Source organism: Sphingomonas sp. 35-24ZXX (assembly GCF_000786215.1).
Lineage (GTDB): Bacteria > Pseudomonadota > Alphaproteobacteria > Sphingomonadales > Sphingomonadaceae > Blastomonas.
Genome location: NZ_JROG01000004.1, coordinates 364,516 through 389,956, shown reverse-complemented (window position 1 = coordinate 389,956; position 25,441 = coordinate 364,516). Strand labels below are relative to the sequence as shown.

The following is a 25,441-nucleotide window of genomic DNA, read 5'->3' as shown; positions in this document are numbered from 1 at the left end:
ATGTTGGGTGAGGCCCATCAAAGCCTCACCCCCGGCCCTTCCCCCGAGGGGGAGGGGAGTATTCTTACTCGGCAGCTTCCGAAAGCGCGTCCTGCTCTTCGTCCGGATCGGGCAGTGCATCGATGGAGTTCAACTCGACGTTGAGACCCAGCGAGCGCATTTCCTTGACCAGCACGTTGAAGCTTTCGGGAATGCCGGCCTCGAACGTGTCGTCACCCTTGACGATCGCCTCATAGACCTTGGTGCGTCCGACCACGTCATCGGACTTCACCGTCAGCATTTCCTGCAGCGTGTAGGCCGCGCCATAGGCCTGAAGTGCCCAGACCTCCATTTCCCCGAAGCGCTGTCCACCGAACTGCGCCTTACCGCCCAGCGGCTGCTGGGTGACGAGGCTGTAGGGTCCGATCGAACGGGCGTGGATCTTGTCGTCCACCAGATGGTGCAGCTTGAGCATGTAGATATAGCCCACGGTCACCTTGCGGTCGAACTTGTCGCCGGTACGGCCGTCGTACAGATCGACCTGGCCCGAGGGGTCGAGACCCGCCCGCTCCAGCATCCTCGAAACGTCCGCCTCGCGCGCACCGTCGAACACCGGGGTGCCCATCGGAACGCCGTTGCGCAGCAGGCCTGCCAGTTCGACCACGCCTTCGTCGCTCCGGTTGTCGATCTCGACGTGATAGTCGGTACCATAGACATACTTCAGCTTCTCGCGGACCGCGTCGGGCGGGCTGGCCGCCTCGGGGTTCGGATTGGCTTCGCGCCAATCGTCCAGCGCCTTCGAAATCTGCTGACCCAGACCGCGCGCGGCCCAGCCCAGATGGGTTTCGAAAATCTGACCGACGTTCATGCGGCTCGGCACACCCAGCGGGTTGAGCACGAAGTCGACATGCGTGCCATCTTCGAGGAACGGCATGTCCTCGATCGGCAGGATGCGGCTGATGATACCCTTGTTTCCGTGACGTCCGGCCATCTTGTCGCCCGGCTGCAGCTTGCGCTTCACCGCGACGAACACCTTGACCATCTTGAGCACGCCCGGGGCCAGCTCGTCGCCGCGCTCCAGCTTTTCACGGCGATCGTCGAACTTCTCGGTGATGCGCGTGACAGCTTCGTCATACTGGACCTTGACGGCTTCCAGATCGGACTGGACCGCATCGTCCTCGACCGCGAACTTCCACCACAGATGCTTCTCGACTTCCTCGAGCAGCTCTTCGGTGATCGCTTCGCCCTTCTTGACACCCTTGGGCGCAGCCGAAGCCACCTGGCCGACCAGCATTTCGCGCAGGCGGTTGTAGGTCGCACGGTTCAGAATGGCGCGTTCGTCTTCGCGGTCCTTGGTCAGGCGCTCGATTTCCTCGCGCTCGATCGCCAGGGCACGTTCGTCCTTGTCGATACCATGACGGTTGAACACGCGGACTTCCACGACCGTACCCGAAACGCCCGGCGACAGACGCAGCGAGGTGTCACGCACGTCGCTGGCCTTTTCGCCGAAGATCGCGCGCAGCAGCTTTTCTTCCGGCGTCATCGGGCTTTCGCCCTTGGGCGTGATCTTGCCGACCAGAATGTCGCCAGGATGCACTTCCGCACCGATATAGACGATACCCGCTTCGTCGAGGTTGCGCAGCGCTTCCTCGCCGACATTGGGAATGTCGCGCGTGATGTCTTCAGGTCCGAGCTTGGTGTCGCGGGCCATGACTTCGAATTCCTCGATGTGGATCGAGGTGAACACGTCGTCCTTGACGATGCGTTCGCTGATCAGGATCGAGTCTTCGTAGTTGTAGCCGTTCCAGGGCATGAACGCGACGAGCGCGTTGCGACCCAGCGCCAGCTCGCCCAGATCGGTCGACGGGCCGTCGGCGATGATGTCGCCTTCGTTGATGACCTCACCCACCTTCACCAGCGGACGCTGGTTGATGCAGGTGTTCTGGTTCGAACGCTGGAACTTCTGCAGCGTGTAGATGTCGACGCCCGAGCGGCCCGAGTCCACCGAACCGGTGGCGCGGATCACGATACGGGTGGCATCGACCTGGTCGACGATGCCGGCGCGCTTGGCAGCGATCGCGGCGCCCGAATCGCGCGCCACGGTCTCTTCCATGCCAGTGCCGACGAACGGCGCTTCGGCGCGCACCAGCGGCACGGCCTGACGCTGCATGTTCGATCCCATCAGCGCGCGGTTGGCGTCATCGTTTTCCAGGAACGGAATGAGCGATGCGGCGACCGAGACCAACTGCTTGGGGCTGACGTCCATCAGGGTGATGATGTCGCGCGGCGCCATCAGGAATTCGCCTGCCTGACGCGACGAGACGATGTCCTCGACAAAGCCCATGTCATCGTCGAGCTCGGCGTTGGCTTGCGCGATCGTGTGCTTGGCCTCTTCCATCGCCGAAAGGTACACGACGTCGTCGGTGACCTTGTGGTCGACAACCTTGCGGTACGGGGTTTCGATGAAGCCGTACTTGTTGACGCGGCTGAACGACGCCAGCGAGTTGATCAGACCGATGTTCGGGCCTTCCGGCGTTTCAATCGGGCAGATACGGCCATAATGGGTCGGGTGAACGTCGCGGACTTCGAAGCCTGCGCGCTCGCGGGTCAGACCGCCCGGGCCCAAGGCCGAAACGCGGCGCTTGTGGGTGACTTCGGCCAGCGGGTTGGTCTGGTCCATGAACTGCGACAGCTGCGACGAGCCGAAGAATTCACGCACCGCTGCGACCGCAGGCTTGGCGTTGATCAGGTCGTTGGGCATCACGGTCGAGACATCGACCGAGCTCATGCGCTCCTTGACCGCACGCTCCATGCGCAGCAGGCCGACGCGATACTGGTTTTCCAGCAGCTCGCCCACCGAACGCACACGACGGTTGCCGAGGTTGTCGATGTCATCGACATCGCCCTTGCCGTCCTTGAGGTCGACCAGCGTCTTGACGACGGCCAGGATGTCCTCGCGGCGCAGCGTGGTGACGGTGTCTTCGCAGTCCAGCTCCAGACGCATGTTGAGCTTGACGCGGCCCACAGCCGACAGGTCATAGCGCTCGCCGTCGAAGAACAGGCCTTCGAACAGGGCATCGGCGGTTTCGCGCGTCGGCGGTTCGCCGGGGCGCATGACGCGATAGATCGCATCGAGACCCATGTCGCGGTTGTCGGCCTTGTCGGCCTTCATCGTGTTGCGGATCCAGGGGCCGGTGGTGACATGGTCGATGTCGAGCAGCACCAGCTGATCGATGCCCGCCTTGTCCAGCTTTTCCAGGTTCTCGGCGGTGACTTCGTCGCCCGCTTCGATGTAGATTTCGCCGGTCTGCTCGTTGATCAGGTCATAGGCGCTGTAGCGGCCGAAGATTTCCTCGGTCGGGATCAGCAGGCTGTTGAGGCCATCCTTGCCCGCCTTGGTGGCGGCACGCGGGGTGATCTTGTCGCCCGCCTTGAACGCGACTTCGCCGGTTTCCGCATCGACGATGTCGAACGCCGGCTTCATGCCACGCCACTGTTCGGCCACGAACGGAATCTTCCATCCGCCGGTGCCGCGCTCGTAGACGACCTTTTCGTAGAAATGGTCGAGGATTTCTTCGTCGTTCAGGCCCAGCGCGTACAGCAGCGAGGTGACCGGCAGCTTGCGCTTGCGGTCGATACGCACGTTGACGATGTCCTTGGCGTCGAATTCGAAATCGAGCCACGAACCGCGGTACGGAATGACGCGCGCGGCAAAAAGATACTTGCCCGACGAGTGGGTCTTGCCGCGGTCATGATCGAACAGCACGCCCGGGCTGCGGTGCATCTGGCTGACGATCACGCGCTCGGTGCCGTTGACGACGAACGTGCCGTTCGCGGTCATCAGCGGCATGTCGCCCATATAGACGTCCTGCTCCTTGATATCGAGCACGGAGCGGCTTTCGGTTTCGGCATCGACCTCGAACACGATCAGGCGCAGCGTCACCTTCATGGGAGCTGCATAGGTGATCCCGCGCTGGCGGCATTCCTGCACGTCGTACTTGGGGGGCTCCAGTTCGTAATGCACGAAATCGAGCTCGGCGGTGCCGGCGAAGTCGCGGATCGGGAACACGCTGCGCAGCGTCTTTTCCAGTCCCGATACATAGCCGACCGAGGGGTCCGACCGCAGGAACTGCTCATAGCTTTCGCGCTGAACCTCGATCAGGTTCGGCATTTCGCTGACTTCGTGGATGTCACCGAAAATTTTGCGGATACGCTTCATCGGAGTCGGCTTGTTGGTGGCCGATGCTCGTGTGGAGGTTGCCATAAACTTGTCTTCGCCTTTTCGTGTCTGTCGATTCGCACGTGTAATTCAACGGCGCACAGTGACGACAAAAGGCCGCTGGTCCATGGGAAACCCCAGGAACCGCAGCCTATCGCGTCTCAATGGTTCCGGATGCTTCCTTCGTTCGGCAGGTCCGCGCAAACCTGTCATGTCTCGAAGCGCCCGGTATCGAAGGCGGATATAGGCCGCGCTGTTGGACTTGTCAAACGCGTGCGGGCTGGCTTGCGACGGATGACAGGCGGATGACAGGGGGCAGCCCCGCGCGCTATAGCCCGCGCCATGACCCGCTATCAACGCAACCACTGGTTCCTCGCGGTCGCGCTTGCAGGGCTCGCCGGGTTCGTCGATGCGATCGGCTTTCTCTATACCGGCGGCTTCTTTACCGCCTTCATGACCGGCAACTCGACCCGCATGGCAGTGGGTCTGTTCACCGACGCCAGCATCGCCGCGATTGCCGGATCGATGATCGCGACCTTCGTACTCGGTGTCATCCTGGGCAATCTGATCGGCCACGCCTGCCCGCCCCGGGCGCGGCTGCCGCTGACCATCCTGGGCGTGGTCCTGCTGCTGGCGGGCGCGGCGGCGCTGGCGATGGTGGGGCTCGGTACGGCTGCGGTCGGCTGCACCCTGCTGGCCATGGGAATGGAAAACACAGTATTCCAGCGCGAGGGCGAGGTCAGCATTGGCCTCACCTACATGACCGGAACGCTGGTCAAGCTGGGCCAGGCCCTGTCGCGCATCCACCGCCCGGGCCAGTCCTGGGCCTGGGTGCCGCATCTGTTGCTATGGGCGGGGCTGGTCAGTGGGGCAGGGCTGGGCGTGCTCGCCTATCTCGATTGGGGCCTTGGCGCCCTTTGGATGGCTGTCGGCATCAGGCTGGTTCTCACGCTGATCGCCAGCCTCCCGCGTTTTGCGCTGCACGAATAGCCTGCAATAGACATTCGCGCTTTACCAGACCGCGGCCCCGCTCTTCGCACGGCACCCGGTAAAACGTGAAGTGATCATGATCATTTAGGACTGCAGAACTGACCCAATTCTGCAACTGGTCGCTCGCCGACTTCCGTCTGCCGGGCTTTGATCGGCCAGGGCTGAACGCTTTTGCGACACTCAGGCGTAGCCCTGTTACTATGACACACACATCGCACCCCATTCGCCCGGCAAGGGCCGCGATTGCCGCCGTTCTTGCCCTGACCGCAACCCCGCTGCTGGCGCAGGAAGCATCCCCCGCTCCCACGCTCAGCCCGACCGTGGCACCGACGATTCCGCAGCCGCAGCCGACCGCGCCTGCTGCCACGCAGCCCGGCGTGACCCCGCAGGCGGCAACCCCCACCCCGCCGGCGACGACGGCTCCGACCATGGCACAGCCGCCCGCAGCCTCGCTGCCGGGTACGCCTCTGGCTAACCCGGTTGCCCCGCCAACCGTCACCGACGTGCCGGTCGCGGCGATTGCTCCGGCAGCCGAGGTTGCAACCCCGCCAGCCCGCCGCGCCGCCGCAACTCCGCGTCCGGCCGCTCGCCCGGCTCTGCAGACAGCGCAGGCTAAGCCCGTGGCGGCTCGTGAACCGACCGCCGTGGCCGCTGCGCCGCTTGACGCGCCGACCATCGAGCAGGCACCTGTCGCCGCTCCGGTCGCAACCGGTGCACCCTCGATCGATGCACCCATCGCCGAAGAGACAGCCACGCCGATCGGTTCGGACGGCAATGGTGAGGTCTGGGGCTGGATGGCGGCCCTGCTCGCGGCGCTCGGCCTGGGTGGCGGTGCGATCGCACTGCGCCGCACCCGGACCCGCAAGAGCGCGGTAATGATGGCCGAGGCGCGGCAGTCGGACGCCGAATATGACCGCCGCCTGGCTGGACCGCATGATCGCGTCACCGCGACCCCGGCAGCCACCACGGTCACCACGCCGGTGCCCGCGCCTGCCACTGCGCGTTTCGATCGGCCGTTGATGCAGTCTTCGACGATGTCGGCCACGGCGGCCGCCCGCCCTGCCCCCCGGCCCAGCCCGGCTTCAGCCCGTGGCGAGATGACGGTGGATGAGCGTCGCCTGGAGGCTCTGATTGCGCAGGCCCCCAGCCGCGACAACCCCTTCAAGACGCGGGCCAACCGCAAGCGTCGCGCGCTGTTCCTGCTGCGCAACAGCTATCCGATGCAGAGCGCCGCCTGAGCGATCAGGACAATTTGGAACGACCGAAGGCGGGGAGCGATCCCCGCCTTCCTTGTGTTACCAACAATCGTGGATTTAGCGATAGCGCTCCAGCCAGTGCGCGTAGGGTGCAGGCAGTGTCCAGCTCGGCTTGTCCTTGCCCAGTTCCTTCGCCGCCATGTACGGCCAGTGCGGGTTTTCGAGCAGCGGGCGGCCCATCATCACCAGATCGACCTGGCCGGTCTCGACCATGCGATTGGCGTTTTCCGAGGTGCCGATATACCAGCTGGTGGCTGCGGGCAGACCGGTCTCGTTGCGCACGCGCTCGGCGATCGGCGCCATGAACGCCGGACCCCAGGGGATCTGCGCGGTCGGCGTCGAGAACACGATGCTGACATCGATGAAATCGAGCCCGCGCCCCTTCATCAGCTTGATCAGCTCGATCGATTCGCTGAGCGTTTCCTCGTCATGGCCGTCGAATTCGATCACGCCGAAGCGCGCCGACAGCGGCAGATCGTCAGGCCATACTTCGCGGACGGCTTCGAGCGTTTCGAGCAGGAAGCGCGAGCGGTTCTCGAAGCTGCCGCCATAGGCGTCGGTGCGCTGGTTGGAGTGCTTGGAGAAGAAGCTCTGCGCCAGATAGCCATGGGCGAAGTGCAGCATCAGCCATTCGAACCCGGCCTTGCGCGCGCGGATCGCGGCGGCGACATAGTCGGCCTTGACCTTCTCGATATCCGCCAGGGTCATTTCGCGCGGCACCTTGCTAAGGCCACCACCGAACGCGATGGGAGACGGCGAGACGGTTTCCCAGCCGCGCGGGTCGCCCTCTGCGATATGATCATCGCCTTCCCAGGGCTTGTTGGCGCTGGCCTTGCGCCCGGCATGCGCGATCTGGATGCCGGGGACGGCCCCTGCCGCCTTGATCTCGGCAACGATCGGCGCGAACGCATCGCGCTGTTCGTCATTCCAAAGGCCGGCGCAGCCCGGGGTGATCCGGCCTTCGGGCGAGACACCCGAGGCCTCGGCCACCACCAGCCCTGCGCCGCCGCGCGCCAGCGAGACCAGGTGCGAGCGGTGCCAATCGTTGGGAACGCCGTCGGTGGCGGAATACTGGCACATCGGCGAGACGGCGATGCGGTTGCGCAGGGTGACGGACTTGAGCGTGTACGGCTCGAAAAGCGCGGGGGTTTTGGCGGGGGTCTGGTCGGTCATACGAGTTCCTTGGATAACTATGATAGTACGAATATAATCGAACTATAGGATTTACAAGGGCCCCATGCTATATGAGTTGCATGCGCACCTATCAGCATCCCGACCTTGCCACCGTCACCATCGAGCACGCGCTGCATGCGCTGAGCGATCCCGTTCGGCTCGACATCGTTCGCCAGCTCGACCGCGAAATCGAAGCCAGCTGCGCCGCCCTCGACGGCGGCCGCCCCAAATCGAGCATGTCCCACCACTTTCGCGTGCTGCGCGCGGCAGGACTGGTGCACACGCGGATCGCGGGCGTGCAGCATATGAACACGCTGCGTCGCGAGGAGGTGGACAAAAGGTTTCCGGGGTTACTGGACGCGGTGCTGGGGGTGAAGGGGTAGCGCTAGGGCTTGGCTGGCCGGTTTCACGCGACGGGCCAGAACGTGCAGATGGCGGGTATTGGGTGGGAAGCTGCCGTTGCAGACAACAACGGTATATAATAAGCCGGTTTTCAAATAGAACCCCACCGCTACGGAGCTAAAACAATGTCGCTACGCGCTCTCGGCGATGCGTTCGCGTCGCAGTTGCAACAATCCGAACTTAAGGCTCAGGGTTTCACCAAGCGAAATCGTGTATTTCGGCGCGAGCGTGTGGGTTATGTCGAGGCAATCGATATCCAGGGGTCCAGCTGGAATTCAGGTGTTGAGCCGTGGCATTTCTACATTTACGTGCACGTTCATCTGCCAGATGTTGCTTTGAGCAATCTTTCAGCAATAACACGCTATCATGCATCTGGCCGCATAGATGGTCTGGTTACTAACGCGCCAGGGGGCTTTGAGTTGACGGCAGCAAACTTCGACCAGCTGGTTTCAGACGTTGGCGCGCTGGTAAATGAGGCTAGTCAAAAAATTCCTCAGCTAATCCCTGCTGTTAGGATTCGGGCATGTGAGGGTTTAAGTTCCCCTCTGCCGGTTCCAGACAATTGGACACGATAACCAATAGACCAAGTCGTTCGAGGTCGCCGCTGCGATGCGTTGGGACTGGAAGAGCAGCCGGTCTGCTTTCAGGGCCGGCACATGAGCTCTGGAGCAGCAATATCTGGGCGTTTTCTGCCAAAGGGCCAAGTGTCCGCAATGGGGTCGGTTGCAGAACGGGACGTTTTTTCTGCACCCCCTCAAAAGCCGCCCCCCCTCCGCTCAGCCTGAGCTTGTCGAAGGCCCCGCGATACGGCCAGCGTGGGCGCGGGTCCTTCGACTTCGCGGGCTGCGCCCGCGGCTCAGAGCCTGCCCTGAACTTGTTTCAGGGATGAGCGTGGGTGGTTAAGGGCGTTCACCCCTTCTCGCTTGCCTGCGCAGGCAGGCATCCATCTCGTGCCCTCGCACCCGGCACATCGGTCGGGAGATGGGCCCCTGCCTTCGCAGGGGACCGGAAAGGGCATCATTGTCGGCATTGCACGGTTGGTCGCTGCCTGGTGCAATTCCTTCGCGCCTTCGCGTCTTCGCGTGAACCAGAAATTTTCACGCGAAGACGCGAAGGCGCGAAGAGGCGGTGCGACGGGATGAAGATGCAGACGGCAATAGCCCTCACCCCTTCAGGGGGGAGGGGGGAAGGCGCCTGAGGTGGCGGCTGCTAGGCCCCTCTCAACTTCGGCTAGCGAGCAAGCTCGCAAGCCTGCGTATCTCTCCCCTGAGCCGCAGGCGAGCGTAGCTCAACGGGAGAGAGCAGCGACCTCAGTGCACCCACGCAAACAGTGCCGCCGCCCCGGCGCCCGCACCGATGACCAACGCCGCCAGGTGGCTCCAGAAGCCCCCGCCGCTCCCGGCCACGCGCACCTTCTTGTCCCAGATCAGCGGGATATGCGGGACAGGCGGCGGTTCGGGCGCGCCGCCCTTTTTGGGGACCTGTTCTTCCAGACGCCGCACCAGATCGGGCAGGCGCAGCAGCGTGGCGACATCGGTGTTGATCCGGTCGGCGAGCAATGTCTCGGGGCCCAGTTCGCCGCGGATCCAGTCGCGAACGTAAGGAGCGGCGACATCCCACATGTTGATATTGGGATCGAGCTGGGTCGCGACTCCCTCGACCATCACCATCGTCTTCTGCAGCAGCAGCAGGTGCGGCTGGGTCTTCATGTCGAAGTCGCGCGTGATCGCGAACAGCCCGTCGAGCATCTGGCCGACCGACAGTTCGCTCACCGGCTTGCCGCGCATCGGCTCGCCCACGGCGCGCAGCGCGGTCGCGAACTCGTCGACATTGTGATAGCTCGGCACGTACTGCGCCTCGAAATGGATCTCGGCGACGCGGCGGTAGTTGCCCGTGGTCAGGCCGTAGAGAATTTCCGCCAGCCAGAACCGCGCCTGCCGGTCGATCCGCCCCATGATGCCGAAGTCGATCGCAACGATGGTGCCGTCTGCTGCCACGAACAGATTGCCCTGGTGCATGTCGGCATGGAAGAAGCCGCCCGCGATCGCCTGGCGCAGGAACGCCAGCACCAGCCGCCGCGCCAGATCGGGAAGATCATGCCCGGCAGCGATCAGCGCTTCGCGGTTCGAGATCTTGATGCCGTCGATCCACTCGAGCGTCATCACCGTGCCGCAGGTGCGGTCCCAGTCGATCTCGGGGACGCGGTAGCCTGGGTGCCCATCCATCGCGCTCGCCAGTTCCGACGCGCTCGCTGCCTCACGCCGCAGGTCGAGCTCGCGCAAGGTCCAGCGCTTGAAATTGGCGATGGTCAGCTGCGGCCGCAGCCGCGTCGCCTCGCCGCCCAGCGATTCCAGATGCGCGGCGGCCCATTCATAGGTGTCGATATCGCGCGCGAAATTCTTGCGGACGCCGGGGCGCAACACCTTGATCGCGACATCGCGGCCTTCGATCGTGCGCCCGCGATGCACCTGCGCCACAGAGGCTGCTCCCACCGGCATCGGGTCGACATGCGCAAAGAACTTTTCCAGCGGCCCGCCCAGCCCGTTCTCGATCTCGGCGCGGATGAGATCGAACGGCACCGGCGGCAGGCTGTCCTGCAATTCCAGCAGATTGTTCGCGGCCTCTTCGCCCACCAGATCGGGGCGGGTGGCGAGCGTCTGGCCGAGCTTGATCGCCGCAGGCCCGATCGCACGAAAGGCTCCGGCATAATCGGGGGTCCTGGGCACGCTGGCCCCCAGCCGCGCGATACGAAACAGCCGGCGGACCTCGGGCGGGGTCTGCGGCGCGGCCTCCAGGCCTTTGAGCGCTCCATGCCGCGCGAGGATGCGGCCCCATTTCAGGAGCCGCAGGATATGCGTACGCGGGGCAGTCATGCGCCGATGCCGAACCCCCGGGCCTGCTGCATCACGCCTTCCAGCCGCTATGAATGTTGACCGCGCCGCCCAGAATCGGCTCGACCCTGGTCGACACGAAACCGGCGTCCTTGATCATCTGCTCGAACACCGGCGGCTTGGGGAAACGGCGGATCGATTCGGCCAGATAGCGATAGCTGTCGGCATCGCCCGCGATCATCTGGCCCAGCCGCGGCATCAGATGGTGCGAATAGGCGTCATAGACCTCACCGAACACCGACCATTCGGTGGTCGAAAACTCGAGACAATAGAAACGCCCGCCATAGCGCAGCACGCGGTGCGCCTCGGCCAGCGCCTTGTCGATGTGCGTGACGTTGCGGATGCCGAATGCGATCGTATAGGCATTGAAGCTGCGATCGGGGAACTTGAGGGCCTCTGCATCCTGGCACGACCAGACCAGCCGGTCCTCGCCGCGCTCGACCGCGCGATCGATGCCGACATCGAGCATGTCCTGGTTGATGTCCGCGACGGTGACGTTGGCGCCTGACTTGACCATGCGGAAGGCGATGTCGCCGGTGCCGCCTGCCATGTCCAGAATGTCCTCGCCGGCGCGCGGCTTGACCCGGCGCACGAAGCGGTCCTTCCACAACCGGTGCATGCCGCCGGACATCGCATCGTTCATGATGTCGTATTTGGCGGCCACGCTCGAAAAGATGCCGCCAACCCGGCCCTGCTTTTCTGCCGGGTCGATATCCTGATAGCCAAAGGGCACTGTCTCGCTCATGGATGCGCATGTAAGCATCTTTGTGCGACACGCAAAGACTGATAACGGCTGAAATTCCATGCCAGAGCTTCCCGAAGTCGAAACCACCGTGCGCGGGCTTGCCGCCGTGCTGCAGGACGTGCGCCTGATCAGCGTCATCGCGCGCCGCGCGGACCTGCGCCGCGCCTTTCCCGCAGACCTCGGTCAGCGCATGACCGGCGCGCGCATCATCTCGCTCGGCCGCCGCGCCAAATATGGCGTGCTGGGCACCGACCGGGGCGATTCGATGGTGTTCCACCTGGGCATGTCCGGGCGCTGGCGAATCGACCCCGAGGATATCGGCACGCATGATCACCTCGTGATGGAAACCGAATCGGGCCATGTGCTCTCGCTGTTCGATCCGCGCCGGTTCGGCTCGGTCGATCTGGTCGAGACCGCGCAGATCGCAGGCTTCCCCAGCTTCGCCGCGATGGGGCCCGAACCGCTGGGCGACGCATTCACGCCCGCCTATCTGCGCGAGCGGCTGGCGGGCCGCGCCTCGCCGATCAAGGCCCCGATCAAGGCTGTGCTGCTCGACCAGCGAATCGTCGCTGGCCTGGGCAACATCTATGTCTGCGAAGCGCTCAACATGGCGCGAATCTCTCCGTTGCGCGCCGCCGGACAGATCGGCCCTGCCAAGCTCAAGCCGCTGGTGGCGGCGATCAAGGCGGTGCTGATCGATGCCATTGCGGCGGGGGGCTCCACCTTGCGCGACTATGCCCGGCCCGACGGCCAATTGGGCTATTTCGCCAAGCAATGGCGGGTCTACGGCCGCGAAGGCGAGCCCTGCCCGTGCGGCGGCACCGTGGAGCGGACCGTGCAGTCGGGCCGGTCCACCTTCTGGTGCCGACGCTGCCAGAAATGACTCGCCCGGCCGGCGCCTTGTGCCATTGAGGCGTTGACGCGCCTGCCGATAATCGCTAACGGCAGCGGCTTCAAAGCGCGGGCACCGCCTTATTGCCGCCCGATGCTGTTGCCCGAAATCCGCCGATCATGCCGTGATCGCCTATTGAAAGACGTGTGAGAAACTATGGCCAATACGCCGCAAGCCAAGAAGCGCATCCGCCGGAACGAACGTCGTGCGGTCGTCAACGGAAACCGCATCGGACGCATCCGTACCTTCGTCAAGAAGGTCGAATCGGCTCTGGAAGCCGGCGACAAGGAAGCAGCCGCTGCTGCCCTCGCCAGCGCTCAGCCGGAAATGGCACGCGGCGTCGCCAAGGGCGTTCTCCACAAGAACACCGCGTCGCGCAAGTTCTCGCGCCTGACCAAGCGTCTCGCCGCGCTGGGCTGATTCGGGTCGCGGGCCTGCCGCCTGCACCCTTTCACGCCACGAAAAACGATGATCCGCCGCCCGGGCTCGGGTTCGGCGGATTTTTCGTGCCTGCTGCTCGCAGACCAGCTTTGTAACATCGCGCAAAGCGTGTGACATTACCGTAATAAAAGCGTCACGCCCCTTTCGGGCAAAGCCCCACGTTTTCCGCGATTCGCAATCCGGGCCGTTACACGCCTTGGGCTAAGCAATTGAATTCATTCATAACTTATGGTGAATCGAGCAATATCCTAGCCTTAGCCGAGTCAAGCGGCATTATTTCATTTTTTTTACCCGGCGGGCCTTGCTCGACTCGTTTGCTGGCCGCTACATCATGAGCCGAGGGGGGGCTGATATGCCTCGTCCTCCACTGCACAAACTGCAACAAACACCACCTGGAAGGGCTTGTGTCTTTCCGAGTGAGCAGCGTGTGCTCCGTCTTCACGACGGGTTCCTGCGTTGGCCAAGGGGTTGGGCAGCGTGACGGGACGATTATCGCGATGGGGATGGGCCCCCTCGCGACGCGAGCATGGGGGAGGTAGCACGTTTTGCGTATCTGGGTCGGATTGCCACATAACCTGACAGGCCGGGATGTTCCCGGCGACGCGAACGCCTGCCCGCGGGGCCACGCCCTGGCGCATCCGGGAGGATCGGATTCGCGATGGCCCGATCCGGGCCGAGGGAGCCCCTTCCAGCACTAAGCGTGCGGCTGGAGTGCAACCGAAGTGAAGGGTTGCCCGCCGCAGTTCCACCCCGTCCCGGCAGGCCGTTGATCGACCCGCCGGACCCGTTGTCAGCGATGACCAAGATACAAGAAGTGGCAATAACAGGCATGATCGAACTCAACGATTCGAGCGGCGCAGCGGATTGGGCAGCCGACTGGAACGAGATCAGCGAAGGTCTGCGCAAGGATCTGGGCGCGCAGATCCACACCCAGTGGATCCGTCCCATCCGCCCCGGCAGCTTCGAGCCCGCGTCAGGCGCGCTCAACCTGCACCTGCCGTCCGAATTTTCCGCCAACTGGGTGCGTGAACGCTTTGCCGACCGGCTTGCGCTGGCGTGGAAGATCGTCCGTCCCGAAGTGCGCAGCGTGACCATCGCCGCTGCGCCGCGCGAGACCGACGCTCCGCGTCCGCGCGCCGTATCGCCCGCCGCCATAGCCCCTGCCCCGCGCGCGCCGCTGGCCGATAGCGGCAACCGCATCTCGCTCGATCCCTCGCAGCTGTTTACCGGCTTCATCACCGGCCAATCGAACGTGCTGGCGTTCAACGCCGCGCAACGCATGGCCGCGCTGGAAAAGCCACTGTTCAGCCCGCTCTACCTCAAGGCCGCCACCGGCCAGGGCAAGACGCACCTGCTGCACGCGATCGGCAACGCCTTTGCCGAGGTCAATCCGGGCGCACGCATCTGCTACTGCCCGGCCGAAAAGTTCATGAACGACTTTGTCAGCGCCATCCAGCGCGGCGATTCGATGGCGTTCAAGGCGCGGCTGCGCGGCTTCGACATGCTGCTGGTCGACGACATCCAGTTCATCATCGGCAAGAATTCGACGCAGGAAGAGTTCCTCCACACGATCGATGCCATCCTGGGTTCGGGCAAGCGCCTCGTCGTAACCTCCGATCGCGCGCCGCAGGCATTGGACGGCGTCGACCAGCGGCTGCTGTCGCGGCTCGCCATGGGTCTGGTCGCGGATATCCAGCCTGCCGATATCGAGCTGCGCCGCGCGATCCTCACCGCGCGGATCGAGACGATGCGGATGGGCGAGGTGCCCGAAGAGGTCATCGAGTTCCTCGCGCGCACCATCAGCCGCAATGTCCGCGAGCTGGTCGGCGGTCTCAACAAGCTGATGGCCTATGCCCAGATCACGGGCCAGAAGGTCACGCTGCCGCTCGCCGAAGAGCAGCTGTCCGATCTGTTGAGCGCCAACCGCCGGCGGATCACGATCGACGAGATCCAGCGCGCGGTCTGCCAGTTCTACAAGGTCGACCGCTCCGAGATGTCCTCGAAGCGGCGTGCCCGCGCGGTTGTGCGTCCGCGCCAGGTCGCGATGTATCTCGCCAAGGTGCTGACCCCGCGCTCGTACCCGGAAATCGGCCGCAAGTTCGGTGGCCGCGACCATTCCACCGTGATCCACGCGGTGCGACTGATCGAAGACCTGCGCACCCGCGATGCCGATATGGACGGCGACGTCCGCGCGCTGCTGCAGCAGCTGGAAAGCTGAGCGCGGCGCGCTATCTAGGGGAGCATCATGCCGCTTTCCCCCACCCAGCTTGAACGCCACGCCCGGCACATCGTGCTGCCCGAAATCGGCGGTGTCGGCGTCGCGCAGCTGTCGGCGGCGCACGTCGTGCTGGTCGGCATGGGGGGCATCGGCTGCCCGGCGCTGCAATATCTCGCAGGCGCAGGCATCGGACGGCTGACGCTGATCGACGATGACACGGTCGATCTGTCCAACCTCCAGCGCCAGACGCTGTTCACCCCCGCCGATGTCGGCGAGCCCAAGGCTGCGGTTGCGGCGCGCTGGGTGCGCGCGTTCGATCCCGAGCTTGCGGTCACTGCGGTACCCGAGCGGATCACGCCCGCCAACGCGGCGGACCTGCTCACAGGATCCGATGTCATCCTCGACGGCACCGACAATTTCGCCACCCGGCTGCTGGTGTCCGACACCGCCACGACGTTGCAGATCCCGCTGGTCAGCGCGGCGATCGGGCGCTTCCAGGGGCAGATCGGCACCTTTCGCGGCTGGCTCCCCGATGGCCCGTGCTATCGCTGCTTTGTCGGCGATGCGTTCGATGCCGAAGATTGCGATACCTGCGCCGAACAGGGGGTGCTGGGCGCAATGGTCGGGCTGATCGGCAGCTTTGCCGCGATGGAGGTGGTGCGCGCGCTCACCGGCTTTGGCGAGGACGCGTGCGGCAAGCTGCACCTGTTCGACGGCTTGAAGCCCCTGTGGCGCACGCTGAAGATCGCCAAGGACCCCGAGTGCAAGGCTTGCGGCACTGGCGACCCGGCGGCATAGTCTCAGCCCTCACCGGGGGGTTACCATGACATTGCCGATCACCGCTCTGACCGCCGCCATCTGCGCGATCATGCTTCTGGCCACTGCAATCGCCACCGTGCGGGCGCGCTTTCGCACCCAGACCTCGTTCGGCGATTCGGGCGACCAGGGGCTGATCAGCTCCAGCCGTGCGCACGGCAACCTGGCCGAGCACGCCCCGCTGTTCGTGATCCTGATCGGGCTGCTGGAAATGTCGGCTGCCAGCCACTGGCCCCTGACCGCGCTCGCCGTCCTGTTCCTCGCCGCCCGCGCCGCGCACATCATCGGCCTGCATCAGGCGCACGCCCCCGGCAAGCCGCCCCAGCTGCGCGCGCTGGGCGTTGTCGGCACCTGGCTCGCCTATGCCATCGCGATCGGCTGGACGCTGTTTCTGGTGGTGACAGTGAACGGGTGAGACAGCGCCCGTTCTCTCCTCCTCTTGCGCTGACTTATCGCCTCTCCCTTGATGGGAGAGGCAGCGAGACTTGGCAGCTTGCTGCCTAGTCGCAGCGGTGAGGGTGATGGTGCGGCTGGGCTAGATTGGCGCAATCCGGAGAGCTCACCCCCACCCAACCCTCCCCCATCAAGGGGGAGGGCTTTTGAGCGAGAGGGGAAAAGCTCTACCCCAGAACCTCATCCACCCATTGTGGCACCAGCATCGATGCCGGGCCATGGCGGGATTCGTGGAAGAAATGGCTGCCCTGGCTGGGTTCGAGATTGAGCTCGAGCGTCTGCGCGCCACGCGCGCGTGCCTCGCGCACCAATCCGGCGGCGGGATAGACCGCGCCCGAGGTGCCGATCGAGACGAACAGGTCGCAGCCGCCCACCGCCTCGTAGATTCGCTCCATCTCGTAAGGCATCTCGCCGAACCACACGATATCGGGGCGCAGCTGGCCCGGCGTGCCGCATTCCGGGCAGGCGGGGCGATGGATCAGGGGCTCGCGCCACTCGGGCCGCGCGTCACAGGCCAGGCACCAGGCGGTCAGATGCGTGCCGTGCATGTGCAGCAGCCTGCTCGCGCCTGCGCGTTCGTGCAGGTCGTCGACATTCTGCGTCACGATCAGCAGCTCGCCCGGCCATTGCGCGTCGAGCCGCGCCAGCGCGTCGTGCGCGGGATTGGGCTGCTTGGTCTGGATCGCCTCGCGCCGCATGTCATAGAAGCGCAGCACCAGATCGGGGTCGCGGGCGAAGGCTTCGGGGGTGGCAACATCCTCCACCCGGTGCTGTTCCCACAGGCCCCCTTCGGCGCGGAAGGTGTCGATGCCGCTTTCGGCGCTCACGCCGGCGCCGGTGAGGATGACGATGCTGGGAATCTTTGCCATAGCCGCTGCATTAAGGCATGGACCGGCCCGGTTACAAGCAAGAGCAGGACAGCGATGACGCGCATCGGGATAATCGGCAATGCAGGCCGGATGGGCCAGGCGCTGGCAGCGGCGATCGCCGAATCGGGCGCAAGCGTGGCGGGGGGCATCGACAAGGGCGGCGACGCACTGGCGCTGGCCAAGGACAGCGACATTCTGGTCGATTTTTCCTCGCCACACGCGCTTGAAGCCAATCTCGATGCGGCGATCACGGCGAACATCCCGATCGTCGTCGGCACGACGGGTCTCGAGGAACGCCATCACTGGCTGATCGATACCGCGGCCGACCAGATTGCGGTGCTGCAGACCGGCAATACGTCGCTCGGGGTCACCCTGCTCGCGCATCTGGTGCACGAGGCTGCGCTGCGGCTGGGTGAGGACTGGGACATCGAGATCGCCGAGATGCACCACCGCCACAAGGTCGATGCCCCCTCGGGTACCGCACTGCTGCTGGGCGAGGCTGCGGCCAAGGCGCGCGGGCTGGACCTGGCGCGCGACAGCGAGCGTGGGCGCGATGGTGTGACCGGTGCGCGGGCGCGCGGCGCGATCGGCTTTGCCAGCTTGCGCGGCGGATCGGTGGCGGGCGATCACACGGTGTTCCTGGCGGGCGACGACGAGCGGATCGAGCTTACGCACCGCGCCGAGAGCCGCATGGTGTTCGCGCGCGGGGCGGTGAAGGCCTGCCTGTGGCTGCACGACAAACCGGCTGGTCGCTACACGATGCCGCAGGTGCTGGGGCTGGCCTGAGATTCCTGGCCGGAGGGCCGTGGCTTGACGGTTCCTGCCGCCCGCCCTAAGCCTGTGTTATAAACACAATACAGCGGGGCACAGCATGGCATTCGATCCGGAAGCGGCAACCAGGGCCTATATCGACGGCCTGGGGGCAGATGCGCTCGCCAAGTCAGCGGCCTACACGATGGATGGCCATTGGATGATCCTGTGGGGCCTGCTGGTCTCGGCGGTGGCGACCTTGCTGATCGTGCGCCTGAAAGTCACCGACCGGGTCTGGGCTGCTCTGGAAAAGCGCGGCTGGGCGCTGCGCACCTTCCTGACCGGTGCCGCCTTCTTCATCGTCTCGGCGATCATCACCCTGCCCTGGAGCATCTGGGAGGAATGGGGCCACGAGCGCGCCTATGACCGCACCCAGCAGCCGCTCGCCGATTTCCTGATGCAGGACGCGATCGGCATCACCATTGGCACCATCGGCGGCGGCCTGTTCTTCCTGGGAATTTACGCGCTGATCCGCCGCACCGGCCAGCGCTGGTGGCTGTGGTCGGCCGGGTTTTCGGCCGTCGTGGTGTCGGTCATGTTGCTGCTCTCGCCGACGCTGATCGAGCCGCTGTTCAACGACTACCAGCCCATCCCCGACGGCCCGGTGCGCGAGGCTGTGCTGGACATGGCCCGCCAGGTCGACATCCCCGAGGACCGCATCTTCATCTATGATGGCTCGCGCCAGTCGAACAACTTCACCGCCAATGTCTCAGGCATCGGCAGCGCGGCGCGGATCGCGATTTCTGATGTCGCGCTGAAACAGGCGTCGCTCGACGAGGTCCGCGCGGTGACCGGGCACGAGATCGGCCATTATGTGCTGGGGCATGTCTGGCGATCGGTGCTGGTGCTGAGCCTGCTGGCGATCGTGTTCCTGTTTCTGGCAGATCGTCTCTTTGCGCGCTTCGCGCGGGCCTTCGGCAGCCAGGCCAGCACGATCGGCGATCCGCGCGGGCTTCCGGTGCTGATCTTCGTGCTGTCGTTCCTCGGCACGTTGGCGGTACCGGTGACCAACTCGCTGATCCGGATCGGCGAAAGCGAGGCGGATGCCTATTCGCTGCAGATGGTCAACCTGCCCGATGCGCTGGCGGGCGCGCTGGTGAAGACCGCGGAATACCGTTATCCGCGCCCGGCGCCATTGCAGGAGATGCTGTTCTATACCCACCCCTCGGTCGAGCGCCGCGTGCGCACCGCAATGGAATGGAAGGCCAAGCATCCGCCGGTGCCCGTGCCCGCGACCGCCCCTGCCGCCAACCCGTGATGCGCACCATCGGTCTCATCGGCGGGATGAGCTGGGAAAGCTCAGCCCACTACTACCGCCTGATCAACGAGGAAGCGCGCCGCCGTCTCGGCGGAACGCACAGCGCAGCGAGCGTGATGGTCTCGGTCGACTTTGCCGATATCGAGGCGCTCCAGCATGCAGGCGACTGGGATGCGCTCACCGAACGGATGATCACCGCTGCCAGGCAGGTCGAAAGCGGCGGCGCGCAGCTGCTGGTGATCTGCACCAACACCATGCACCGGATGGCCGATGCGGTGCAGGCCGCCATCACCATCCCGCTGCTGCATATTGCCGATCCGGTCGGGCGCGCGATCGCCGGTCAAGGGATCGGCAGCGTGGGGCTGCTGGGCACCGCCTTCACCATGGAGCAGCCCTTTCTGCGCGACCGGCTGCACGACCATTTCGGCCTGGATGTAATCACCCCCGATGCCGATGACAGGCGCGAGATCCATCGCATCATCTATGACGAGCTGGTGCGCGGCATCATCGCCGCGCCCTCGCGCGACATCTATCGTGCCATCATCCAGCGGCTGGCCGATCGCGGCGCGCAGGCGATCATCCTGGGCTGTACCGAGATCATGCTGCTGGTCAGCCAGCAAGACAGCCCGGTGCCGTTGTTCGACACCACCACGCTGCACGCTCTTGCCGCGGTGGAGGCCGCTCTGGCAGAAGGCGGCGCATGAACAAGGCAGACACCTTCGAATTCTACCGCCGCCTCGCCGAGACCAACCCCGCGCCGGTGACCGAACTGGAATATGGAAACCATTTTCAGCTGCTGGTTGCGGTCGTGCTTTCGGCGCAAGCGACCGATGTCGGCGTCAACAAGGCAACGCGCGCGCTGTTCGAGGCGGTCAAGACGCCGCAGCAGATGGTCGACCTGGGCGAAGACGGGCTGAAACAGCACATCCGCACCATCGGCCTGTTCAACAGCAAGGCCAAGAACGTCATCGCGCTGTCTCAGGCGCTGATCGAGCGCCACGCGGGCGAGGTTCCCGATGATCGCGACGCGCTGACGGCGCTGCCCGGCGTCGGGCGCAAGACCGCGAATGTCGTGCTCAACGCCGCTTTCGGCGCAGAGACCTTCGCCGTCGACACCCATATCTTCCGCGTCGGCAACCGTACGGGCTTGGCACCCGGGCGCACCGTGAACGATGTCGAGAAGGCCCTCGACAAGGGCACGCCGGGGCCGTTCCGCGTGCATGGCCATCACTGGCTGATCCTGCATGGCCGCTATATCTGCAAGGCGCGCTGCCCCGAATGCTGGCGCTGCCCGGTGGCAGATCTGTGCCGGTTCAAGCCCAAGCCCGAAGGACCCGATGCCCCCGTGCCCAAGGCCGCGAAAAAGCACCGCGCCAACAAGCCCGCGCCTGCGCGCAAGAAGCGGGTCAAGGTCGCAAAGCCGATACCGGCGGTTCCAGAATAGCCGGTCCGCTGCGCAGGCTGGGGCCCAAGGGGGTGCGCGCCTACTTCCCCGCGTTGGCTTCGATCTCGGCGAGCAGCGGGGTCAGGATGTTGGTGTCGATCTGCTTGCAGCTGGCATCGAGCGTCGCGAAATCGGCGTCGGTTTCGGCCTTCTTGCTCTTGTCCATCTGCCGGATGATCATTGCGCCGACCGCGCCGGACACCGCAGAATCGACATTCTCGGCGCTCTGCTGGGGCTCCATGATGATGCTCGCGCGGGTGAAGCGCGCGCTGAGATCACGATTGGGGCCGGTCGCCTCTTCGCCCGCCATTTGCGCGGCGAGCGTCGAATAGGCGGTGCAGGCGATCATGATCTGATAGATTTCCTCGGCGCTCATCTGGCCTTCGGCGGCGGCCTCTTGTGCCTGGGCCGGAGCAAGGATCAGGGCGGCAGGGACGATGCTGGCGGCCAATCGCGCGGCAAGAGTGCGAACCATGTCAGGCTATTCCTTCTCGAACTGTCCGGGAAAAGCGCCATAGGCCGCCGATGCCGGGGATGTGTGCGACCCCTTCTGCAGTGATATCGCCCAATGACCGGGCCGCAACGATTATTTTCGCGGGCGCCGAAGCGTGCGCACGGGCGCTCGACAGGCTGGCAGCTTTGCGCCACGCTGGGCCGATGACCCACGCCTTCCGATACACGATCGCCCTCGCCCTGCCCGTGCTGCTGACCGCATGCGCCGCGCCGGCGCCCGATGACCCTCAAGCCTCCTTTCTGGCCAACCTCGCGCAGCATTGCGGCAAGGCCTATGCGGGGCGGCTGGTGAGCAGCGATGCTGCCGATGCCGATCTGGCGGGCAAGCCGATGATCGTCCATTTCCGCAGCTGCAGCGCCGATCGCGTCGAGATCCCGTTCCATGTCGGGACGGCGGATGGCGGCTGGGACCGGTCGCGCACCTGGGTGATCACGCGCACCGGCGCAGGTCTCAGGCTCAAGCACGATCATCGCCACGCCGATGGCAGCATCGACAAGGTCACCCAATATGGCGGCGATACTGCGACGCGGGGCACCGCGCAGCAGCAGGAGTTTCCGGTGGATGGAGAAAGCATCGCGATGTTCCGCGCTGCCGGTCTTGGCAAGTCGGTGACCAATCGCTGGAAGGTGGAGATCGGCGACAGCCTCTATGCCTATGGCCTGTACCGTCCTGATGGGCCCGATGCGCGCAATTTCCGCGTCGAGTTCGACCTCACGCAGCCGGTGACGACGCCGCCTGCGCCCTGGGGCTGGTGACGGCAACCGAATTCAGGCGCTTTCCGGGCCCGGTGCGGCTATAGCTGGTTCCCGGGCGCTGGGCCTGGACAAGGAACAGACCATGGCAAAAGGCCAGAAGAAATCGAACCGCGAGACCCGCAAGCCCAAGGCGGAAAAGCCCAAGCCGCAGAACGCATCCAACCCGACGACCAAGCCCGGCGGGCTTTCCATCGTCACGCTGAAGAGCTGAGACAGTCCGCATGCAGACCGGCGATAGCGACGAATATGTCTATGACGAAGCCACGGGTGAATGGGTCGCCCCTGGCGATGCCACCCCCGCTGCTGCATCGGACGATGCGGTCGAGGTGCGCGATTCGGTGGGCAATCTGCTCGCCGATGGCGACCAGGTCACCCTGATCAAGGACCTCAAGGTCAAGGGTGCGGGCCAGACGCTCAAGCGCGGCACGCTGATCAAGTCGATCCGGCTGACCGGCGATGCGCAGGAGATCGATTGCCGTTTCGACGGCATCAAGGGCCTGGTGCTGCGCGCCGAGTTCGTCCGCAAGCGCTAGCGCACCGGACATGCGGCAATCGGCAACACGCACGGGCTTTCGCTGGCTGCTGGCGCTGATCTATTTCGCTGCGGGCGTCATCCACATCCGCTCACCCGGCGGATTTCTGGCGATCACGCCCGCCTGGGTGCCTTTTCCCGAAGCCGTCGTCTTCTGGACCGGGGTGGCCGAGATCGCAGGCGCGATCGGGCTGATGGTGCCGCGGCTGCGTCATGCGGCCGGCATCGGCCTGGCGCTGTATGCGCTGTGCGTCTGGCCCGCCAACATCAACCATGCGCTGAACGACATCGCGGTGGGCGGGCGCACCCTGCCGTGGAGCTATCACGGCCCGCGCCTGCTGCTTCAACCGGTCATCATCTGGTGGGCGCTGTGGGTGGGCGGCGTGACAGACTGGCCGTGGCGCCGCCGACAGACCCCGCGCTGATCGGGCGAAAGATCACAAGGCCTGCCGTAACGGCAATTGATCTTGCCAGGGCTTTACGCCATCAGGCAACGCGATGACAGCGGCGCCCGGCTATCAGGCCCTGGGATAGCCCCTGCGTGGGGGACGGATGATGAATGCAAGCCAGCCTGCGCCGAAGCGGTCGCTTGAACCTGCGACGGCGCATCTCGGCTGGGCAGCGCGCGCGCTCTATGCGCTGATGATGTTCATCTATCGCCGCCACCGCTTTACCGCCGTCGGCACGCCGCCGCCCGATCGCCGCTACATCATCATTGCCGTGCCGCACACCAGCAACTGGGATTTTCCGAACTACATGGGCGTCACCCGCGAACTGGGGCTGCAGACGCATTTCATGGCCAAGACCTCGCTGTTCCGCTGGCCGTTCGGCACCTTCATGCGGCAGATGGGCGGCGTCCCGGTCGATCGCAGCGCGGCGGGCGACATGGTGCAGCAGATGGTCGCCGAATTTCGCGCGCGCGAAGACTTCATCCTGACCATTGCCCCCGAAGGCACGCGCAAGGCCGTCACCGCCTGGCGCACCGGCTTCTATCGCATCGCGCATGGCGCGGGCGTGCCGATCGTCTGCGGGTTCATGGACTACGGCAATCGTCGCGCAGGGCTTGGCCCTGTGATCCACCCGACCGGAGACTATGAAAAGGACATGGCCCCCGCCTTCGCCTTTTATGCGGCGATGGCGGGGCGCAATGCGGTGCACTCAGCCCCGAAGGGCTGATCATTCAGTCCTGATGCGCCAGATCAGGGCGGCCCAGATCGCCTTGCCCCACGGTGCTGCTCGCCATTTCGAGCATCCGGTCGAGCGACTTCTTGGCGTTGAGCCGCAGTTCCTCATCCATCTCGATCCGCGGCGTCAGATCGCGCAGCGCCACGTAGAGCTTTTCCATCGTATTGAGCGCCATGTACGGGCAGATGTTGCAGTTGCAGTTGCCGTCCGCTCCCGGCGCACCGATGAAGGTCTTTTCCGGAACCGCCTTTTCCATCTGGTGGATGATGTGCGGCTCTGTGGCGACGATCACGGTGTCGCTGGTGGTTTCCTTGGCAAACTTCAGGATCGCGCTGGTCGATCCCACCATGTCGGCATGGTCGAGGATATGCGCCGGGCATTCCGGGTGCGCGGCCACCGGTGCATCGGGGTGCAGCGCCTTGAGCTTGAGCAGTTCGGTCTCGCTGAACGCTTCGTGGACGATGCACACGCCCGGCCACAGCAGCATGTCGCGACCCAGCTTGCGCTTGAGATAGCCGCCCAGATGCTTGTCAGGGCCGAAGATGATCTTCTGATCCAAGGGGATCTGCGACAGGATCTTCTCTGCCGACGACGACGTGACGATGATGTCGGACAGCGCCTTCACCTCGGTCGAGCAGTTGATATAGGTCAGCGCGATATGATCCGGGTGCGCGGCGCGGAACGCGGCAAACTGGTCGGGCGGGCAACTGTCCTCCAGCGAACAGCCGGCGTCCATGTCGGGCAGCACCACGATCTTGTCGGGGCTGAGGATCTTGGCGGTTTCGGCCATGAACTTCACACCGCAAAAGGCGATGACGTCCGCGTCGGTTTCTGCCGCGATGCGCGACAGCTCGAGCGAATCCCCGACGAAATCGGCAATGTCCTGGATTTCGGGCTTCTGGTAATAATGCGCCAGGATCACCGCGTTCCGTTCCTTGCGCAGCCGGTCGATCTCGGCGCGCAGGTCCAGGCCGGACAGGTTTTCACGGGGTTGGGCAGTCATTGCAGATTCGCTCCCTGGTTGGCAATTCGCACGGTCACTACAGCATCTTCCATCCCCGCGCCGCTCAAATACGCACGCGCATTGCGCGCGATCGCGTCGCGGGCGCTGGCCCGGGCGATGGCAACCAGCGATTCATTGCGCGCCAGCGCGCGCGCCTGCTTCAGCGCGCTGGCCGAATTGGCCTTGAACAGCCGCTCTACGCTCGATCCGGTGACCCACAGCCCGTCGCGATAATAGCGCGCCTGCTGCTCCTGAAGATTGGGCTGCTGGATCATCACCGGCGGCGCAGTGATCGTCATCCGCCGCTCGGTCTCGTTCCAGACGATCGCATCGGCTCCCAGCTGCGCCATGTTGAGCGAATAGCTGACCGTCGCCGGAATGATCGCGGTCTGCTCGCTGTCGAACATGCCGATAAAGCCCGGATCCTTGTTGGTGACGACGGGCACGACCTGCGCCACCAGCACGACCAGCTTGTTCTGCCGCTCGAACCCGGCGAGCATCGCCTCGGCCGAAACCTCGCTGTCGTTTTCGATCAGGCCCGATGCCAGCCAGGTGCCACCCGCCCCCAGGGCCAGCGCACCTGCCACCATCAAGCC

The 25,441-nt window shown here is 64.8% G+C and carries 26 protein-coding genes; 18 read left to right on the top strand and 8 right to left on the bottom strand.

The genetic code is table 11. The annotated features are described in order from the left end of the window. Positions 1-64: 64 nt before the first annotated feature. Positions 65-4,243 (bottom strand): DNA-directed RNA polymerase subunit beta, encoded by a 4,179-nt coding sequence (rpoB, locus tag LI72_RS10005; protein ID WP_033925731.1) that lies wholly within the window; start codon positions 4,241-4,243, stop codon positions 65-67. Positions 4,244-4,540: 297 nt separating this feature from the next. On the opposite strand from rpoB, the gene LI72_RS10000 reads away from it, so the two are divergent. Both LI72_RS10000 and LI72_RS09995 read left to right on the top strand, forming a co-directional pair. Continuing rightward, positions 4,541-5,188, top strand: coding sequence for a YoaK family protein (locus LI72_RS10000; RefSeq protein WP_033925730.1), 648 nt, complete (start codon positions 4,541-4,543; stop codon positions 5,186-5,188). A gap of 200 nt (positions 5,189-5,388) precedes the next feature. Then, the gene (locus LI72_RS09995; RefSeq protein WP_033925729.1) at positions 5,389-6,426 is read left to right on the top strand and encodes a hypothetical protein; all 1,038 of its coding nucleotides are present in this window, start codon (positions 5,389-5,391) and stop codon (positions 6,424-6,426) included. Positions 6,427-6,501: 75 nt separating this feature from the next. Here the strand turns inward: LI72_RS09995 and LI72_RS09990 are convergent, their stop codons facing one another. Further along, on the bottom strand, positions 6,502-7,617 hold the full coding sequence (locus LI72_RS09990; protein WP_033925728.1) for an NADH:flavin oxidoreductase/NADH oxidase: 1,116 nt from the start codon (positions 7,615-7,617) through the stop codon (positions 6,502-6,504). An 80-nt stretch (positions 7,618-7,697) separates the two neighbouring features. Here LI72_RS09990 and LI72_RS09985 point away from each other — a divergent pair, with 80 nt between their 5' ends. After that, complete coding sequence (locus tag LI72_RS09985; RefSeq protein ID WP_017672237.1) at positions 7,698-8,000, top strand: ArsR/SmtB family transcription factor; 303 nt, start codon at positions 7,698-7,700, stop codon at positions 7,998-8,000. Between the two features lie 144 nt (positions 8,001-8,144). Continuing rightward, positions 8,145-8,594, top strand: coding sequence for a DUF4304 domain-containing protein (locus LI72_RS20720; RefSeq protein WP_081984828.1), 450 nt, complete (start codon positions 8,145-8,147; stop codon positions 8,592-8,594). A gap of 735 nt (positions 8,595-9,329) precedes the next feature. Here LI72_RS20720 and ubiB read toward each other — a convergent pair. Further along, the gene (gene ubiB, locus LI72_RS09980; protein ID WP_033925727.1) at positions 9,330-10,892 is read right to left on the bottom strand and encodes a 2-polyprenylphenol 6-hydroxylase; all 1,563 of its coding nucleotides are present in this window, start codon (positions 10,890-10,892) and stop codon (positions 9,330-9,332) included. Positions 10,893-10,923: 31 nt separating this feature from the next. After that, positions 10,924-11,655, bottom strand: coding sequence for a class I SAM-dependent methyltransferase (locus LI72_RS09975; RefSeq protein ID WP_033925726.1), 732 nt, complete (start codon positions 11,653-11,655; stop codon positions 10,924-10,926). A gap of 58 nt (positions 11,656-11,713) precedes the next feature. Here LI72_RS09975 and mutM point away from each other — a divergent pair, with 58 nt between their 5' ends. The 5 genes from mutM to LI72_RS09950 all read left to right on the top strand — a co-directional run bounded on the left by mutM (position 11,714) and on the right by LI72_RS09950 (position 16,437). Beyond that, positions 11,714-12,538, top strand: a complete 825-nt coding sequence (gene mutM / locus LI72_RS09970; protein ID WP_033925725.1) for a bifunctional DNA-formamidopyrimidine glycosylase/DNA-(apurinic or apyrimidinic site) lyase — start codon at positions 11,714-11,716, stop codon at positions 12,536-12,538. Positions 12,539-12,703: 165 nt separating this feature from the next. Continuing rightward, the gene (gene rpsT, locus LI72_RS09965; RefSeq protein WP_033925724.1) at positions 12,704-12,967 is read left to right on the top strand and encodes a 30S ribosomal protein S20; all 264 of its coding nucleotides are present in this window, start codon (positions 12,704-12,706) and stop codon (positions 12,965-12,967) included. An 850-nt stretch (positions 12,968-13,817) separates the two neighbouring features. Then, the gene (dnaA, locus tag LI72_RS09960; protein WP_033925723.1) at positions 13,818-15,206 is read left to right on the top strand and encodes a chromosomal replication initiator protein DnaA; all 1,389 of its coding nucleotides are present in this window, start codon (positions 13,818-13,820) and stop codon (positions 15,204-15,206) included. 27 nt (positions 15,207-15,233) lie between these two features. Then, positions 15,234-16,004: a HesA/MoeB/ThiF family protein gene (locus LI72_RS09955; RefSeq protein WP_033925722.1), complete on the top strand. Its 771-nt coding sequence runs from the start codon at positions 15,234-15,236 to the stop codon at positions 16,002-16,004. Between the two features lie 25 nt (positions 16,005-16,029). After that, the gene (locus LI72_RS09950) at positions 16,030-16,437 is read left to right on the top strand and encodes an MAPEG family protein (RefSeq protein ID WP_081984826.1); all 408 of its coding nucleotides are present in this window, start codon (positions 16,030-16,032) and stop codon (positions 16,435-16,437) included. Positions 16,438-16,642: 205 nt separating this feature from the next. Here LI72_RS09950 and LI72_RS09945 read toward each other — a convergent pair whose 3' ends face one another. Then, positions 16,643-17,344, bottom strand: a complete 702-nt coding sequence (locus LI72_RS09945; RefSeq protein WP_033925720.1) for an NAD-dependent deacylase — start codon at positions 17,342-17,344, stop codon at positions 16,643-16,645. A 54-nt stretch (positions 17,345-17,398) separates the two neighbouring features. Here LI72_RS09945 and dapB point away from each other — a divergent pair, with 54 nt between their 5' ends. The 4 genes from dapB (at position 17,399) to nth (ending at position 20,856) form a co-directional block, all read left to right on the top strand. Continuing rightward, positions 17,399-18,130, top strand: coding sequence for a 4-hydroxy-tetrahydrodipicolinate reductase (gene dapB, locus LI72_RS09940; RefSeq protein WP_033925719.1), 732 nt, complete (start codon positions 17,399-17,401; stop codon positions 18,128-18,130). 85 nt (positions 18,131-18,215) lie between these two features. Beyond that, a complete protein-coding gene (locus tag LI72_RS09935; protein ID WP_052129708.1) occupies positions 18,216-19,412 on the top strand; it encodes a M48 family metallopeptidase in 1,197 nt (398 codons plus the stop codon). Further along, the gene (locus LI72_RS09930; protein WP_033926262.1) at positions 19,412-20,116 is read left to right on the top strand and encodes an aspartate/glutamate racemase family protein; all 705 of its coding nucleotides are present in this window, start codon (positions 19,412-19,414) and stop codon (positions 20,114-20,116) included. Before LI72_RS09935 ends, LI72_RS09930 begins: the two co-directional genes overlap by 1 nt. After that, positions 20,113-20,856: an endonuclease III gene (gene nth, locus LI72_RS09925; protein WP_033925718.1), complete on the top strand. Its 744-nt coding sequence runs from the start codon at positions 20,113-20,115 to the stop codon at positions 20,854-20,856. Before LI72_RS09930 ends, nth begins: the two co-directional genes overlap by 4 nt. Before the next feature lie 40 nt (positions 20,857-20,896). Here the strand turns inward: nth and LI72_RS09920 are convergent, their stop codons facing one another. Then, on the bottom strand, positions 20,897-21,331 hold the full coding sequence (locus LI72_RS09920) for a hypothetical protein (protein ID WP_156139570.1): 435 nt from the start codon (positions 21,329-21,331) through the stop codon (positions 20,897-20,899). A gap of 182 nt (positions 21,332-21,513) precedes the next feature. Here LI72_RS09920 and LI72_RS09915 point away from each other — a divergent pair, with 182 nt between their 5' ends. The 5 genes from LI72_RS09915 (at position 21,514) to LI72_RS09900 (ending at position 23,833) form a co-directional block, all read left to right on the top strand. Continuing rightward, positions 21,514-22,125 (top strand): hypothetical protein, encoded by a 612-nt coding sequence (locus tag LI72_RS09915; protein ID WP_033925716.1) that lies wholly within the window; start codon positions 21,514-21,516, stop codon positions 22,123-22,125. A gap of 82 nt (positions 22,126-22,207) precedes the next feature. Continuing rightward, the gene (locus LI72_RS20630) at positions 22,208-22,336 is read left to right on the top strand and encodes a hypothetical protein (RefSeq protein ID WP_017672221.1); all 129 of its coding nucleotides are present in this window, start codon (positions 22,208-22,210) and stop codon (positions 22,334-22,336) included. A 10-nt stretch (positions 22,337-22,346) separates the two neighbouring features. Then, a complete protein-coding gene (locus tag LI72_RS09910; RefSeq protein ID WP_033925715.1) occupies positions 22,347-22,658 on the top strand; it encodes a zinc ribbon domain-containing protein YjdM in 312 nt (103 codons plus the stop codon). Positions 22,659-22,668: 10 nt separating this feature from the next. After that, positions 22,669-23,082: a DoxX family protein gene (locus tag LI72_RS09905; protein ID WP_156139569.1), complete on the top strand. Its 414-nt coding sequence runs from the start codon at positions 22,669-22,671 to the stop codon at positions 23,080-23,082. A 127-nt stretch (positions 23,083-23,209) separates the two neighbouring features. Then, on the top strand, positions 23,210-23,833 hold the full coding sequence (locus LI72_RS09900) for a lysophospholipid acyltransferase family protein (RefSeq protein ID WP_033925714.1): 624 nt from the start codon (positions 23,210-23,212) through the stop codon (positions 23,831-23,833). Positions 23,834-23,837: 4 nt separating this feature from the next. Here LI72_RS09900 and nadA read toward each other — a convergent pair whose 3' ends face one another. Together nadA and LI72_RS09890 are read right to left on the bottom strand one after the other, a co-directional pair. Further along, positions 23,838-24,845 (bottom strand): quinolinate synthase NadA, encoded by a 1,008-nt coding sequence (gene nadA / locus LI72_RS09895; RefSeq protein WP_033925713.1) that lies wholly within the window; start codon positions 24,843-24,845, stop codon positions 23,838-23,840. Then, positions 24,842-25,435, bottom strand: a complete 594-nt coding sequence (locus LI72_RS09890; protein WP_033925712.1) for a DUF4230 domain-containing protein — start codon at positions 25,433-25,435, stop codon at positions 24,842-24,844. Before LI72_RS09890 ends, nadA begins: the two co-directional genes overlap by 4 nt. Positions 25,436-25,441: the final 6 nt, after the last annotated feature.